The sequence below is a fragment of the Chitinophaga sp. 9-1-y genome, from assembly GCF_059511905.2.
This window is the reverse complement of the sequence record NZ_CM197955.1, coordinates 2860543-2875313: the sequence shown is the minus strand read 5'-3', so window position 1 is coordinate 2875313 and position 14771 is coordinate 2860543. Positions and strand designations below refer to the sequence as shown.

The window sequence follows — 14771 nt, the reverse complement described above, 5'->3', positions numbered from 1 at the left end:
GTAGAATCTATCCCACATTTCTGCTTCTATCGTTTGATAATGAGGGCGCAAAGGTAAGCCTCAAATTAATACGGGCAAAATGATTCGCTATAAAAATTGCATTTATCGGGATAATCAAGTAGTTTGACAGCGAATCAATCTTTTATTAAATAAATAAAATATATAGTTTCGCAGCATGTTAACAGTAGAAAAAATCGGCGGCACGTCTATGAGTGCCTTAAAAGATGTAATTGACAATATCATTTATTACGAGCGTACGGGAGATGAGTTGTACAACCGTGTTTTCATTGTGTCTGCTTTTTCCGGCGTTACCAACCTGCTACTGGAGAATAAAAAAACGAAAGCCCCGGGTGCTTATCATCAATTCGCCACCCGCGGTGATTATCATAAAGCACTTGCCTCTGTCAGACTTCACCTTAAAGAACTGAATGCATATTACGAACCGCTTGGGCTCAACGTAATAGCTGCGGATGAAGTGACTGATGATATTATTAACCGGGTGCTGATATATCTTGACAGTGCTAATACCATGCTGGCCTCCGGATACCTCAATGAAGGCATTCTACTGGCTGTCCGGGAGATCCTCGCTTCCGTAGGCGAAAGTCACTCCGCCTTTGTGCTAACAAACATCCTGCAAAATAAAGGACTGAACGTAGCGCTGGCAGACCTTAGTGGTTTAGGCGACGGTCGTTCACTGACGATTGATGAACGTATCAGGGAAGAATTTGAACGCATCAATCTTAAAGCCTGCCTTTGCATTGCTACCGGCTACGTGAAAGGCACAGAAGGAATTATGAGGGAATTTGATCGCGGTTATTCTGAAGTAACATTCAGCAGAATTGCGGAACTGCTCCTTCCTGAAGAAGCGATTATCCATAAAGAATATCATTTGTCAACCGCCGACCCTGCGCTGGTAGGCATAGAAAATGTAAAACCGGTGGGTTACACCAACTATGATATTGCCGACCAACTGGCGGACGTAGGGATGGAAGCTATTCACCCAAAAGCCGCGAAGCCACTGGAGATAGCGCGTATCAATCTCCGTATTAAAAATACTTTTGAGCCGGAACATCCAGGCACGCTGATTACTAAAAACTATGTTTCCGAGCATAAGCGGGTGGAAGTCATCACCGGCTCTAACCAACAATTACTCATCGACATTTACGATCCCTTAATGGTAGGTGCAGTAGGCAGTGATCTCGATATCATGCAGGTATTTGCCCGTTATGGTGTCAGCTATACCTTTAAGGCTACCAGCGCCAACAGCATTAGTATTGTGATTTGGGAAAATGATTTGAATCAGCAGCTGCTGAAAGATCTCAAAGAAAAATATGAGCATGTAACCGTTGAACCAATTGCCATTGTTTGTGTACTTGGTTCAAATATGGATCAAACTGGATTATTAGCCAAAGCTACTGCTGCACTGGCCCAGGCGGAAATTAATATCTTAAGTGTAGGTGTAGCTTTACGAAGAGTCAATTTCCAGTTTGTGATTACCCGGGAACATTTCAAAGATGCGATTATTGCGCTTAATAAAGCAGTGGGGCAATAGACAGGCTGTATTAGCTGTTGCTTGTGTAAGAAGAAATACTCACCATAATATTGAAAAAGGAGCTACGCCAAATCAGCGTAGCTCCTTTTTTTTGCTACATATGTTCCTTTATTGGATGACTAAATCATCTACATGAAATCCTGTCATTCGTATTCAATACAAAAAAATGCACTTTTAGTCAACCTATTTGCACTTAAACTGTTGATATAAATAATTGTACCGCTTAAAGACAGATCATAGGCGAATAGCAAGCGTCATTGGACAGGTAATGGTCTTGGGGTTCAATAATTGCATTGATCGATTCATCAATTATCTCTTCTCAATAATATAAATATAAATTTATATATGGAAAGATTCATTATGATTTCAGCGCATATACCTGGCAATCCGCCATCTTTTTTTTAAAAAGACCATCAAAAACTTTAACGGTATCTTGTTTAACAATACTATTTGCTGTACACTTGTGGTCAGTATACAGATACCTTTTCCAAAGGTTCGATATTTTTATTCAATATACCTTATACCTTTTATTATTTGTCGAGTCGTGTGATCCCTTAACTTTTTTTAAAGACAGCCAAAATAACTATTAATGATTTCTCTGGAAAAGAAAATAAAAATTTCTGAAAATAGTATTGTTCGGGAAATGGGGGCAGGTTTTGTCATTCTGAATTTAAGCACCGAGCATTTCTATGAACTCAATGATGTTGGAAAGCGCTTTTGGGAATTAATATCTGATAACCAGCCCTACGGTTCTGTTCTCAATACACTTCAGCTTGAATACGAAGTTAGCACAGAGCGACTTCAGAAAGATATTTCCCTGTTAATAGACGATCTAAAAAAGGCAGAACTAATTATTGTTGATTGATGTATACAGATCACGATTTTATTGCCCTAAACAGCGCTTTGCGAGCACATAATCAATTGTTTTTTCAGGCTCGGATGCTTACCATTCTAACGGAAGCGAGTCTTCGTTTTACGAGCTTAAAAACAACTGAAAATTTACTTTCCTTTTTTATAAAAGAAGTGCCTCCACCTGGCGATGATGAAACGATGGTGATTCTTGACAAATATGCCACACTCTTTCATCAGATGAACCAGTTACCATCTTTAAAAGGCCGATGTTTGTCGCAGTCGTTGGTCATGCGATTACTATTGCGTAGAAAAGGAATTCGCGCGGAGCTTAAAATTGGTGTAAGTCAGGATAAGGGCAGGTTTGATGCACATGCATGGTTAGAGAAAGAAGGGGTGCTTATAAATGATCATCCTTCAATTATTGCAAATTATTTTGTTTTACCTGAGGGTAAACTAAACGCTATTCTCAAATTTTAATGAGCGGATTCATAGGAATAATATCGTCTCCACTCCAGGAGTCCGATATAACATTGCTGGACGTTTCAACAAGAGCCATTTCATCTTGTTGCAGCGACTACCTGGGTGCATGGAACAGCAGCCAGGCTGATTTGCGGTTTGGATGGCTTAAAACCTGTGAAGATACAGCAATAGAGCAGCTTCCTTTTACCGTTGATGGGAATCTCCGGATTGTGGGAGATATTCGTTTGGACAAACGAGTTGACCTGGTAAAAGCACTCGGTGTATATTATAGTGCCATCAGTAACACCACGCCTGACTCCTACCTGGTGCTTTATGCTTATAAGCAATGGGGAGAGGATTGTCTGCAACATATTTCCGGGGACTACGCTTTTGCCATCTGGAATGAAGAAACAGGTTGTCTTTTCTGTGCCCGTGACCATTTTGGGCTGATCCCTTTTTATTATACCCAGTTTGATAACCGGCTGCTGTTCACCAACTTCTATCAATCTCTTAAAAACATCGCACAACGGCAACCTGAGCTGGATGATGATGTTTTGCGGGATTATCTGACAAGTGGGAAAGGCTGGAGTTTCGATCAAACGATCTATAAACAGATAAAAAAGCTTCCGCCGGCACACAAGCTAACTTATAATAACGGAGAAATTCATATCAGCTGCTATTGGAACATTCCTGCTAACATTAAGCCTGTTCGCTATAAAACCACGAAGGAATATGTCAGCCATTTCCATCGCTTATTTGAGCAATCCGTCAAAGATCGCACCCGTACTAATAAAGTAGCCTGCACACTAAGTGGAGGTATGGACAGTTCATCCATCACTGCGACCGCTAAAAAAGTGCTTAACGACGAGTACGGAGACAATCATACACTAAAAGCTTTTAATATCAGTTACCGGCATCTTGTAACTGAAAAGGAGGGATATTTTGGGAAGCTCACCGCCCACCATCTTAAAATACCCATCCAACAATACATTGCAGAAGATTATGTTAAGAACGTTGTACAACCGATATCGTCCTGGATTCCTGAGCCAGTTGCCATACCAGATGCACTGGCAGAGGCCCAGATAATTATTGATGCGGCAACTTTTACGAGGGTGCTATTGACAGGCTTTGGAGGAGACCCACTGTTTGAATATGAGCCACTCTCCCGCCGCGGGCTTATTGCCCAGGGTTACTTGCTGCAACCATACCTGGATGACCTGACCTTCTATAAAACATTTGGAGGTTTCTTCGGTGTAGTCAGGCGTAAACTAGGCAAAAGAAAGAAGAAGGCTCCTGCCACAAATATGTCTGTGCCTCCCTGGTTTGACCCTACCTTCTTTCCCAAAGATTATACGCCAATTAAACCTAATAAAGATGGATCTTCTATACGTTCAAATTTTGCCATGTCAGGAAATGCCTTCTGGTCATGGTTATTTGAAAGTTCCCATCCGGGTTTTACGGGCAATAAGATGAAAATAAGGCAGCCATTTTTTTCACTGGAACTATTCCTTTTTATACTTGCACTCCCTCCCCATCTGTTACACCAAAAGTCGTTGCTACGTATGGCAATGATACCTTATCTACCTAAGGAAATAGTAAGAAGGCCCAAAACGCCCCTTTATGGAAATGCGCACTCTCAAAACCTAAAAACGCAGGATATACGCAACATAGTAGAGGAAAAAATATCGGAATCAGGTGATTTTTTAAAGGGTAAGATAGACATTGACTGCTTATTAACGGCAATTAGGGATCCGGAGTGTTCATCTGCACTCTACAATAATATTTTATCTGTTTTACATGTCATGTCATGGAGAAGTTCTCTTTCTTAATATTTTCATTAATTTAAAAAGCGTTTTATTATGCAACAGACAGTAACTACACAAGAAGAAAAAAAAGTTTATCAATCCCCTGAATTAAAAAAACTCGGAAAACTCGGAGAAATAACAAACACTACATCATCCGGTACACACAATGATGGAGGCACTCAACCAAATTATAATTCATAATTAATCGGACATTTTGCATTTCGCTATTAAATTCACTAATTTAAATTACGCAGGCTTTTCCGGGTTGAAAAAAGAAATCATATTCCATCCGGTGAAACTCTCACCTTCTTCAGCAATGTTTGGCGAAAATGCTTATTTAGGAAACACTTCTGAAAATGAGAAGTGTTTCCTTTTTGAGTATCATGATGGCCTCGAAATCAGGGCGAGCTTTCTTATTTTCTCCGAAGGCAAAAGTGTCTTCTATCATGTGACGCCAGACATCTCACAGCAATCAGTCCAGACATTAATACGGGGAACTATTACCAAATTTTGCCTGCAGGAACAAGGTCATTTTTGCTTACATGCATCTGCCATATGTGTTAATGACCAGGTGGTTTTATTCATAGGCCAGAAAGGTGCAGGGAAATCTACACTGGCCGCCTATTTCCATCTCCAGGGTCATGCGGTATGGGGCGACGACTACGCGATGCTACACCAGGAGCGCAACTCTTTTTGGGTATCCCAGGGAGAAACCTCTTTAAAAATTAATCAAAGTATCGCTGCTACCCTCCCAATTTCCCCAACAAATCTTACACCTGTATTTGAATTACCTGCTAACTGGAAATGGATCAGTGAATCAGATATGATCACCCAAAAATATTACTTCTGCCGGGAAACAAGCCCGGTAGACGTTGTTCCACGAAGAATTGCCGCGGTATTCTTTATACAACCAAGAGTTCAGGAGCCTGACAAAGTGGTTACCACCATAAAAAGAACAACAGCACTTTCTATATTGATGAGTGAAATACTACTTCCTGAACTTAATTCCAAACAGTACGTAAAAACTTACTTTGAATCGGCAACAACCTTCCTGGAAGTTGTACCCTCCTATAATATCCAGGCACCGGATAATATTATGCGTATCCACGAAGTGTATAATTCAATACTTGAAACGATAAGTATACCCTGATATGAAGCACGTATCCGATGAATACTCGCTTTTAAAAGCGTCCCCCGAATTTTTCGATTCACTCCCGGATGTCCTGGTGTCGCCAACGCAAATGACTTTATTAAAAAAGGCAGCAGACTTTTTTCCTCCACTTATCAGAGTTGGATTGGAATGTCGTCTCAATCACCACGAACAGGTAGATCTGCAACTCTGCATACGCAGAGAAGAAGATGACCTACCGGCGCTTTCAGACTGGTTTCAAAACAAGCTTACACGAGATCCGGAACACGAAAAGTTACTCCGATTCATAAAAAGATGGGCAGACAAATCCTCCTCCTCTCATAAAAATATTACGGAAATTTTTCTGGAACTTGATGTGCTGCCTTCGGGCATAAAAACGCCTTTGTTATTTTTTGAATTGCAGCCAGATTTAAATGATATCAGTCGAAAAGATTTCTGTTCTTCTACTATAAAAGAAACATTGGGAGAAAATCAGTCTTTTCTTCCTCTCTTTGAAACAATCATGGATGCTTGCCCTTCCCCGGCATTTATTGCCTACCTGGGCATCCTATTTTCCAGAGATGTGGAAATATTGAGGGTAAACATCAAAAAATTACCTGTTAGCGCAGTAGCTCCTTTCCTGAAAAAAATAGGCTATTCATGGACAGGACCAGTACTGGATCAATGGATATCATTTGTCTACAATTACGCTGACCGGGTAACACTATGCATCGATATTGGGAAAAATATTTTCCCAAAAATCGGTTTTGAATGTTTTTGGGACAGCCAACCAGACATCGAGACTTACTGGCGTTTCTTTATAGAAAAGCTCAATACGCATCAACATTTCAACGAAGATAAAATAGACGCAATATTAAGCTGGGACAGAGAAATATTTCCAGGCCAAATTAATGATTGGCCCGAACACTTATGGATAGCTTCTTTAAGTAAACCGGAAAATGAATTTACTTTTCTAAAGAAAAAGATCTCCCATTTGAAATTATCTTATTATCCCGATAAAGAAATAGAATTAAAAGCCTATCTGGGCTATGGCAATTTATGGCAGGTAAAAAAGCCATTGGCGGTAAATAAGATAACAGAAAAACAACCAGCGCCCAGCTTAGCCACTGATATTAAACAGGCAATTAATAAGGGGATTGATTATTTACTCTCCAGCCAGCAACAATCAGGATGGTGGAGAGATTTTTATATAAAAACCGGGAGCAGCGACGAGTGGGTGACTGCCTATGTAGCCTGTCATCTGGCTCGTTTAAAATGCTCCAAAACCAGTGAAGCCCTGGGAAAAGCCTGGAAAATTTTGAAAACCAGGTATCGGAAAGATCAGGGATGGGGCTATAATATCCTGAACCTGGCCGATGCAGATACTACCATATGGACCTGGCTTTTTGCCAATTCGGCTACATTTGCCAGCGAATTTCCTGAGCCTGGTTTGGATATAATGAACAGGTATGTCGCCGAAGGTGGTGGCATCGTTACTTATTCACCCCGTGGGGCCATCAATAAAAACCACAAGGGACCAGACGGCCAATATTTCAATGGTTGGCAAATACCTCATTATTGTGTTACTGCTGCGCACGCACTAACAGGCTCACAACATGCAATTGACTATTTATTAGATCACCAGCATAGTGCAGGATACTGGTACAGTTACTGGTGGAATGGTCCCGAATATGCCACAGCACTCAGTATTGAAGCCTTGCTTAATAAAAACGCTGATAAATATAAAAATGTAATTAACAAGTCCGTCACCTGGGCTTGTGATAAAGCCCGGAAAGAATTGGATAGTGAGGCTCCCAATGATTTTAAAATAGCCCTTTTATTAAGAATAGTATTATGCTCTCCCTATAAAAACAAGCATCTTAAACTCCTGGAAGAGATGACAAATTATCTCCTCCATACCCAACAGCCTTCCGGACATTGGCATCCTTCTGCAGAATTAAGGATTCCTGGTGTCGATAATTCAGATCATGAAAACGGAGAAAATATATTTGTGGTAAAAGACGAACGAAAGAACTTCGCTACGGCCACCATTCTAGACGCATTAAACAAGTATGACCAGCTTAGTTTTTCTTCGTAAGATGCCGGTACAGAAACCTGAAAGATTTCAATGGTGTAATGAATGGAATAGTCCATGCAGGGGCAGTCGTCAGGGACAAATCGTTAATATTGGGTATCAATAGAAACAAATAGATTCTGACCTTTAATTTTATTCTTTCCAGGAACGATTGTTTTAAATATATCAACCTGTTTTTCCTAAAAAAACCTTCGCGACTGGAGCGCATTTCTGTAGCCGCGAATAAATGATATGCTACTGCAGGGCTATCAGATACCGGAAGTTGAAGTCCAATTATTTCAGTTATAGCACTCACTCCAGACGCTAAAAAAGCAGAAAATTTGTATCGTTTAAAGTGTAAGTTTATTTCCTCCCAATCCAGTTGACTGGAGGAAGTTTGAATCATAGCCGCTAAATCAATCAGATACTTGAATCTTAATAGCGGTTCCCGGATTAAATGATGAGAGGCAACACATAGAAAATCATAGGTGGGAGTTAAGCCGATATGCAAAGTCCCATCCATAGTTGTATATGACTGCAGATGTTGAACAAAAAAATCATACCGGGGAAATTTGCCTAAATAGCCCTCCAACAGCTTCCATTGTAACTCTACTGATGAAGTAATGCCCATCTTATCTTTAGGAGATTTGAAGGAAAGTTCTCTATGAAAGCTTAATACGAACCCTATTTGATGATCTGCAAGACTAAATTTTGACTCATACCCGTTTTCGTGGAGACACTTCCTTATTTGAAACAGGTCATCTTTATCTATTAAAAAATCTATATCTGAGCTTTCTCTTAATAATGGGGATTTATAATACCGGGCTGCCAGTGTATGCCCTTTATATGGAATGACTGTTATTGCTAATTTTTCAAATTCAGCCGTTAGATGGTTTATTAAATTAGCCTGGTAAGATCCAAACAAACTAATTGCCATTACGTCTTTTTTTAACGTATCGTAGATTTGCCGGTCAATCGATATTTTCGATATGGTAATGATATCATAAACAAAGCCTCTTATATCATTATACGAAACAAGTTTGTAGAATAAATTCCAGTCAATCACCTCATGATCAAGAAAATCCTGTATTTCTTCAATTCCCTGCGTACCAAAGTATAAGCGGGTAAATAAGATAATCAGTATTTCTTCTTTCACATAGGAACACTTTAATGTTTCTACATTCAGCATACAAAAATATTAGTAAAAGATTATCACCTGGCGTGTTTAAGCCAACGCATATCCCAATCAATCTGAAATGCCTTTTTTAACTCTTCCACAGAAAAGAAAACACCTTCCCTGGCCGACATTTCAACGAAATCCTTAAGCGACACAACTCCTGTCATGTTTTCGCGTTCATTTTCCCTGTATTGCTGTATTTTTTTTAAGGCGTTTTGAACTGACACTTGTTTTCGTTATAGGTAGTAAAGAATAAACAGTTCCTCCATATCAATGTTATTCACCTTCTGAAAGGATGCTGTAACAAGTCATCATCGCAATCTTACTGTCCGTATTCAGATAGCTTATGCTAACATACAACTAATCTGTTAATATATTGGCAATTCGGGGATGCGAAAATAATCTATTAAATATTTTACTATTTCCCTGGAAGGAATCTATAGCCTCCGTGGCAAAAAGCAATCACCCATCAGGCGAAGCCCTCGCGGGAAGGTGCAATTTGGTGCCTTTTCAGCGACTCAACTATTTTCATACACGCAGCCTCTATATCTGCTACATGCAGCTGATTAATGATCGCTGTGCCGGGCATCAGCGCTATGCCTTCTTCCCTTAGCGCGCTCTCCTGTTGCTTCAGCTGTGTAGGCTCAATTGTTGAGTGATCTACCAACACACAAACGGAGATATTTATTGTATTACTGACATCTGTGCGAATGGCTACCGGGTATGATTCAATAAACCCCGTTCTGATTTTCTTTGACAACTCCCATTTATTATCCATGATCAACGTTGGCTGAAATTGAAACCTGGATAAAAATCATCAAATATGCTACAAAAAAACTGGCCAAACAGTGATTAAACTGTTTGGCCAGTGTAGTGCCCAGAACTGGATTCGAACCAGCACACCCTTGCGGGCGCTGCGACCTGAACACAGTGCGTCTACCAATTTCGCCATCTGGGCAACTGATATCGTGTCAGGGGTTGCAAAGATACACACCCATTTTATTTTTCCAAATTTTCACTGCAATATTTTTTCAGTATGCTTCCCGATAAACAATCAACAGGGCGAGTTGTTATGCTTCTGAAAACCGTTCTCCTTATGGCTTCTATTATCATCATACTGATACTTATTGCACTCAACTTCTACTTCTCTATTGCGGAGATTGGCCTGATATCGGTCGATAAAAATCTACTGCAACAACAGGCGGATAACGGCAACCGGAAGGCATTGAACGTATTGCAACTGATTAAAGATCCGGACGAATTCCTCAGCGCGGTACAGGTAGGTATTACGCTGGTAGGCATACTGGAAGGGATATACGGAGGCGATCTGATGGCCGCCTGGCTGGAGCCAGTTTTCATTGGCTGGGGGATGCACAACTCCTGGGCGCACTTAACCGCCCTGTTGGTGGGCGTAGGCAGCATTACTTATATCACCATTGTAATCGGGGAACTGATTCCTAAAACCCTGGCACTCGTGAACCCGTTGAAGATATCTATACTGATTACCCCTTCCATGATCATCTTCTCAAAAATCACCTACCCTTTTATTAAACTGCTCACCGCCAGTACCAAGTTCATTCTCGGGCTTTTCTCCATTAATACCATCCGGGAAGAGAAACTAACGGAAAATGATATACGAAGTATGCTAACCACCGCGTACAAACAGGGCCTGATAGACAAAGGAGAATTTATATTGCATAAAAACCTCTTCTCTGCCTATGACCTCACCGCGGAAAATATCATGACGCCCGCCACCATGATTACTTATATACAGGAAAAAATGAGCCGGGAAGAAATAACAGAAACGATTAAACGAAGTATACACCGCACCTTCCCTATCACCAACGACAAAAGAGAAATGCTGGGTGCGCTGGGCGCGAAAGACTTTCTCCTCTACCCCGACAAAGCCATTACAGACATCATGGCGCCCATCTCCTTCCTGTCGGCCAACCAGGAAGTATATGATATTTTTCAGCAGCTGAGAAAGGAAAACACCAACATGGGCATCGTGGTGAATGAATACGGCGCCTGCGAGGGCGTAATCACCTACCACGATATTGTATCCGGGCTGTTGGGAGGCAGCCTGCCGGGATTCAATGCCACAGAGCGTTTCCTGGTACAACAACCAGATAAAAGCTGGCTTACTTACGGCTATACGAAGCTCAGTTATATCCGCGAAACCCTGAACTATGAATGGCTCCGGGAATATGAAATGGAAGATATTACGGTAGCCGGGCTGCTGATCGACAAACTGCGGCATATTCCCCGCGCAGGTGAAAAAGTTATGCTGAACCAGGTGACTTTTGAAATCCGGAAAATGGATCATCACCGCATTGATGAAGTAATTATCCGTACGCAAACGCTTGCGCAATAAATGCCGCCACTATACACATTCTGCCATAACCTGTTTATCTTCCCCACAAATATTTTGATGGCTATGGCAAGAAGTATTCTCCTGCTTACGCTGGCTGCACTCACCGGGATAAACAGCATGGCGCAGCAGCAAAAAAAGACAGCAGACCGGCAACAACCAAACATCATCTTCATCTATGCCGATGACCTGGGAATTGGAGAAACCGGCCCTTACGGACAACAAAAGATAAAGACGCCCAACCTGGACCGGCTGTCGGCAGAAGGCATTCACTTCAACCAGTTTTATACCAGCACTCCCGTATGTGCTCCTGCCCGCTGCATGCTGCTTACCGGGCGTCATGGCGGACATTCGTATATCCGTGGCAACTATGAAATGGGCGGCTTTGCGGATTCACTCGAAGGCGGACAAATGCCTTTGCCGGAAGGCACCATCACCGTAGGTAAAATGCTGCAGCAAGCCGGATATACCACCGCCGCCATCGGCAAATGGGGACTGGGCATGCAATACAGCACCGGCGATCCCAACAAACAAGGGTTCAATTACTTCTACGGTTACCTGGATCAGAAACAGGCACACAACTACTACCCTACCCATCTGTGGGAAAATGGCAAGGCTGATAGCTTACGCAATACCTGGGTAAATGTACACCAGACCTTGTCTCCAGCCACCGCCACCGACAAAGACTTTGATCAGTTCAAGGGGAAAGATTATGCGGTAGATGAGATGACGAAGAAAGCGACCCAATTCATCAACGGCCATGGCAAAGCACCTTTCTTTCTATATCTCCCCTACACAATACCACACATCTCTTTACAGGTCCCTGACAGCGCCGTGCAGCACTATTTGGGGCAGTTCAACGACCAACCCTACTACGGGCAACAGGGATATACGCCGCATAAATATCCCCGGGCAGCCTATGCTGCCATGATTACCTACCTGGACACCCAGATTGGTATTATCATGAACCTGGTGGCCAGTATGGGACTGGATGAAAACACCGTTATTATGTTCTCGAGCGATAACGGCCCTACTTTCAACGGTGGTGTGGACGCCGCCTTCTTTAATAGTGCCGGGGGCCTCAGAGGGCTTAAAATGGACCTTTATGAAGGCGGTATCCGTGAGCCCCTCATCGCGAGGTGGCCTGGTAAAATTCCCGCCGGCAAAACGTCTGAACTACCCGGCGTACAATATGATATGATGGCCACTTTTGCCGATATCGCCGGCATTCAGCCACCAGCCAATGATGGTATTTCATTGCTGCCGGAAATGACGGGCAGGCATCGTCAGCAAGCCGACCGGAAATATCTTTATTTTGAATACCCGGAAAAAGGAGGCGCTGTTGCCATTCGGATGGGACAATGGAAAGCCATAAAAAATGGTTTGAAGAAAAACCCCGGTGCTGCTTGGGAATTGTATGATCTCAGCACAGATCCGGCCGAAAATCATGATGTAGCAGCGGCACATACCGCCATGCTACCTGCTTTTGATGCCATCGTGAAAAAAGAACACCGTAATGCACATCTCAATGAATGGGAATTCATTGATTCAAAAATGAAAGTGTCGAAGCCATAAACCTGATATTCCAGGGAGATGGAGCAAAATACCCATCTCCCTGAAATATTTTCCCCACTACTTATTCTCCCATTTAAACCACTTCACACCCACTGTCACAAAAAGGAGCGTATAGCCGATGGAAGCCAGTAACGCGTAAGTAGTTTCCATTTGCCAGGTAGCCGGATCCAGGCTGCCAGCCAGGATTTTCCTTACTACCCCATATGGCGACCAGGTCACTACCTGCTTGATTACATCTCCCAACACTCCAAATTCACCAAACATTCCTATCATTATAAAAACAAAGTATACTAGTCGTGTGGTGGAATTCACCGTATCCGGGTTCTTGATCAACCCTACTATAGCCTGTCCCAGACCCAGGTAAACCGCACCTCCCAGCATGGCCATCAACAGGCCCGCTGCATAACCTGCGGGGGATATTTGTATGTGATCCACAAAATATCCTACCGCAAAAACCAATATGGTCATCAACATAATCATCGCTATCTGCACGGTAATACGGCTCATCATAATCGTCCATGCAGATACCGGTCCTACCCGTAACCGCTGAAATACGCCCTTCTCGCGGTCGCGCGCAACGCTGTTGGAATAGCCCATCAACCCTATGCTGGTGAGTCCAATGGTAATACAGGACGACAGCACAAATACGCCGCCCAGTTTATCGATCAGTCCTTTCCAGGAAATCAATATGATTATTGGCACAATCAATACCAGCCGGAAAGACCGGCGGTTGCGCCATAAAGTCGTAAAATCGGCCTGCAGTAAAGCAGACATCACAGCGGAATTCTTAGGGATTCTTGTTTCCATGTTACCTATTTTATCAGGGGCGAACAGCCGTACCGGTTAATCCAATAAATACATCTTCCAGGGTTACTTTTCCCTTGCGTACTACTTTTAGTACCTCCGGATCATGGCGATGCTTGTCTATCAATGCATCCGGCGTATCTATAGCAATCACGCGCCCATGATCAATAATGGCAATGCGGTCGCAGATAGCCTCTGCTTCTTCCATGGAATGGGTGGTCAGCAGCACGGCATGTCCCCTGTTGCGGAAGTGTTCTATCCTTTCCCATAGTTGTCGCCTTGACTGTGGATCCAGCCCGGTTGTTGGCTCATCGAGCAATATCAGCTGTGGATCATGGATGGTAGAAATAGCCAGCGATACCCGTTGTTGCTGACCGCCGGAGAGCTGCGCAATTTTCTTATCTGCCGCTGCTTCCAGGCTGATTTCTGCCAGTTTTTGTTTCACCTTTTCTTCATTAAGGTCTACGCCATAAATGCTGGCAAAGAGCCGGATAATTTCTGCAATGGTGAGTTCCGGCTGGAAACTGGTGGCCTGCAACTGTACCCCCATATTGGCGCGGGCATGCAGAGGTTTTTCGAGGGTATTAAATCCGGCTACGGTAATGGTCCCCGACGCCGGGCGCAGCAATCCTTCTATAGCACTGAGTGTACTCGTTTTACCGGCACCGTTAGGTCCCAGCAAGCCGAATATTTCCCCTCCCTGCACCCCAAAAGAAACGTCTTTTACGGCCTGGAAAGTGCCATAACGTACGTTTAGCTGATTCACCTCCAGGATCCTATCCGGCAACTGTTGTAGATTATTCATCTCGGCAGATTTAGTTTGATGTTGACCGGTCGAAAGTACAACATCGGGGGTGACTGCCGGCATCCAAAAAGGTGAAGCTGGGAGAAAAAGCGGTAAACGGCGGAGTTAAAGCGGTGAAACCGGCGGAGTGGTTTAACCGGATGTCCGGAATTGAAATCCACTGTCCAT

13 protein-coding genes and 1 tRNA gene are annotated in these 14771 nt (G+C 42.9%); 9 read left to right on the top strand and 5 right to left on the bottom strand.

Features of this window, described 5'->3' with window-relative positions; all coding sequences use genetic code 11:
• Positions 1–175: 175 nt before the first annotated feature.
• The 7 genes from AC5ZC7_RS11295 to AC5ZC7_RS11265 all read left to right on the top strand — a co-directional run bounded on the left by AC5ZC7_RS11295 (position 176) and on the right by AC5ZC7_RS11265 (position 7895).
• Positions 176–1552, top strand: a complete 1377-nt coding sequence (locus tag AC5ZC7_RS11295; protein WP_496159185.1) for an aspartate kinase — start codon at positions 176–178, stop codon at positions 1550–1552.
• Positions 1553–2141: 589 nt separating this feature from the next.
• Complete coding sequence (locus tag AC5ZC7_RS11290) at positions 2142–2417, top strand: PqqD family peptide modification chaperone (RefSeq protein ID WP_496159186.1); 276 nt, start codon at positions 2142–2144, stop codon at positions 2415–2417.
• Positions 2417–2881, top strand: a complete 465-nt coding sequence (locus tag AC5ZC7_RS11285) for a lasso peptide biosynthesis B2 protein (RefSeq protein ID WP_496159187.1) — start codon at positions 2417–2419, stop codon at positions 2879–2881. Before AC5ZC7_RS11290 ends, AC5ZC7_RS11285 begins: the two co-directional genes overlap by 1 nt.
• Positions 2881–4692, top strand: a complete 1812-nt coding sequence (locus AC5ZC7_RS11280) for an asparagine synthase-related protein (protein WP_496159188.1) — start codon at positions 2881–2883, stop codon at positions 4690–4692. Before AC5ZC7_RS11285 ends, AC5ZC7_RS11280 begins: the two co-directional genes overlap by 1 nt.
• 30 nt (positions 4693–4722) lie before the next feature.
• A complete protein-coding gene (locus tag AC5ZC7_RS11275) occupies positions 4723–4869 on the top strand; it encodes a hypothetical protein (protein ID WP_496159189.1) in 147 nt (48 codons plus the stop codon).
• Positions 4870–4882: 13 nt separating this feature from the next.
• Complete coding sequence (locus tag AC5ZC7_RS11270; protein WP_496159190.1) at positions 4883–5818, top strand: hypothetical protein; 936 nt, start codon at positions 4883–4885, stop codon at positions 5816–5818.
• 1 nt (position 5819) lies between these two features.
• On the top strand, positions 5820–7895 hold the full coding sequence (locus AC5ZC7_RS11265) for a prenyltransferase/squalene oxidase repeat-containing protein (protein WP_496159191.1): 2076 nt from the start codon (positions 5820–5822) through the stop codon (positions 7893–7895).
• Here AC5ZC7_RS11265 and AC5ZC7_RS11260 read toward each other — a convergent pair.
• The 3 genes from AC5ZC7_RS11260 to AC5ZC7_RS11250 all read right to left on the bottom strand — a co-directional run bounded on the left by AC5ZC7_RS11260 (position 7879) and on the right by AC5ZC7_RS11250 (position 10006).
• Positions 7879–9027, bottom strand: a complete 1149-nt coding sequence (locus AC5ZC7_RS11260) for a nucleotidyltransferase family protein (protein WP_496159192.1) — start codon at positions 9025–9027, stop codon at positions 7879–7881. The two genes, AC5ZC7_RS11265 and AC5ZC7_RS11260, sit on opposite strands and share 17 nt — an antisense overlap.
• 490 nt (positions 9028–9517) lie before the next feature.
• Entirely contained in the window at positions 9518–9826 is a 309-nt protein-coding gene (locus tag AC5ZC7_RS11255) for a hypothetical protein (RefSeq protein ID WP_496159193.1), read from the bottom strand.
• 96 nt (positions 9827–9922) lie between these two features.
• Positions 9923–10006, bottom strand: a tRNA-Leu gene (locus AC5ZC7_RS11250).
• A 138-nt stretch (positions 10007–10144) separates the two neighbouring features.
• Here AC5ZC7_RS11250 and AC5ZC7_RS11245 point away from each other — a divergent pair.
• Positions 10145–11422 carry a CNNM domain-containing protein gene (locus tag AC5ZC7_RS11245; RefSeq protein WP_496159194.1) on the top strand — a complete coding sequence of 426 codons (1278 nt, stop codon included), beginning with the start codon at positions 10145–10147 and terminating at the stop codon, positions 11420–11422.
• A gap of 63 nt (positions 11423–11485) precedes the next feature.
• The gene (locus AC5ZC7_RS11240; protein WP_496159195.1) at positions 11486–12994 is read left to right on the top strand and encodes a sulfatase-like hydrolase/transferase; all 1509 of its coding nucleotides are present in this window, start codon (positions 11486–11488) and stop codon (positions 12992–12994) included.
• Positions 12995–13051: 57 nt separating this feature from the next.
• Here AC5ZC7_RS11240 and AC5ZC7_RS11235 read toward each other — a convergent pair whose 3' ends face one another.
• Both AC5ZC7_RS11235 and AC5ZC7_RS11230 read right to left on the bottom strand, forming a co-directional pair.
• The gene (locus AC5ZC7_RS11235) at positions 13052–13801 is read right to left on the bottom strand and encodes an ABC transporter permease (RefSeq protein WP_496159196.1); all 750 of its coding nucleotides are present in this window, start codon (positions 13799–13801) and stop codon (positions 13052–13054) included.
• A 13-nt stretch (positions 13802–13814) separates the two neighbouring features.
• Complete coding sequence (locus AC5ZC7_RS11230; RefSeq protein WP_496159197.1) at positions 13815–14603, bottom strand: ATP-binding cassette domain-containing protein; 789 nt, start codon at positions 14601–14603, stop codon at positions 13815–13817.
• Positions 14604–14771 lie beyond the last annotated feature (168 nt).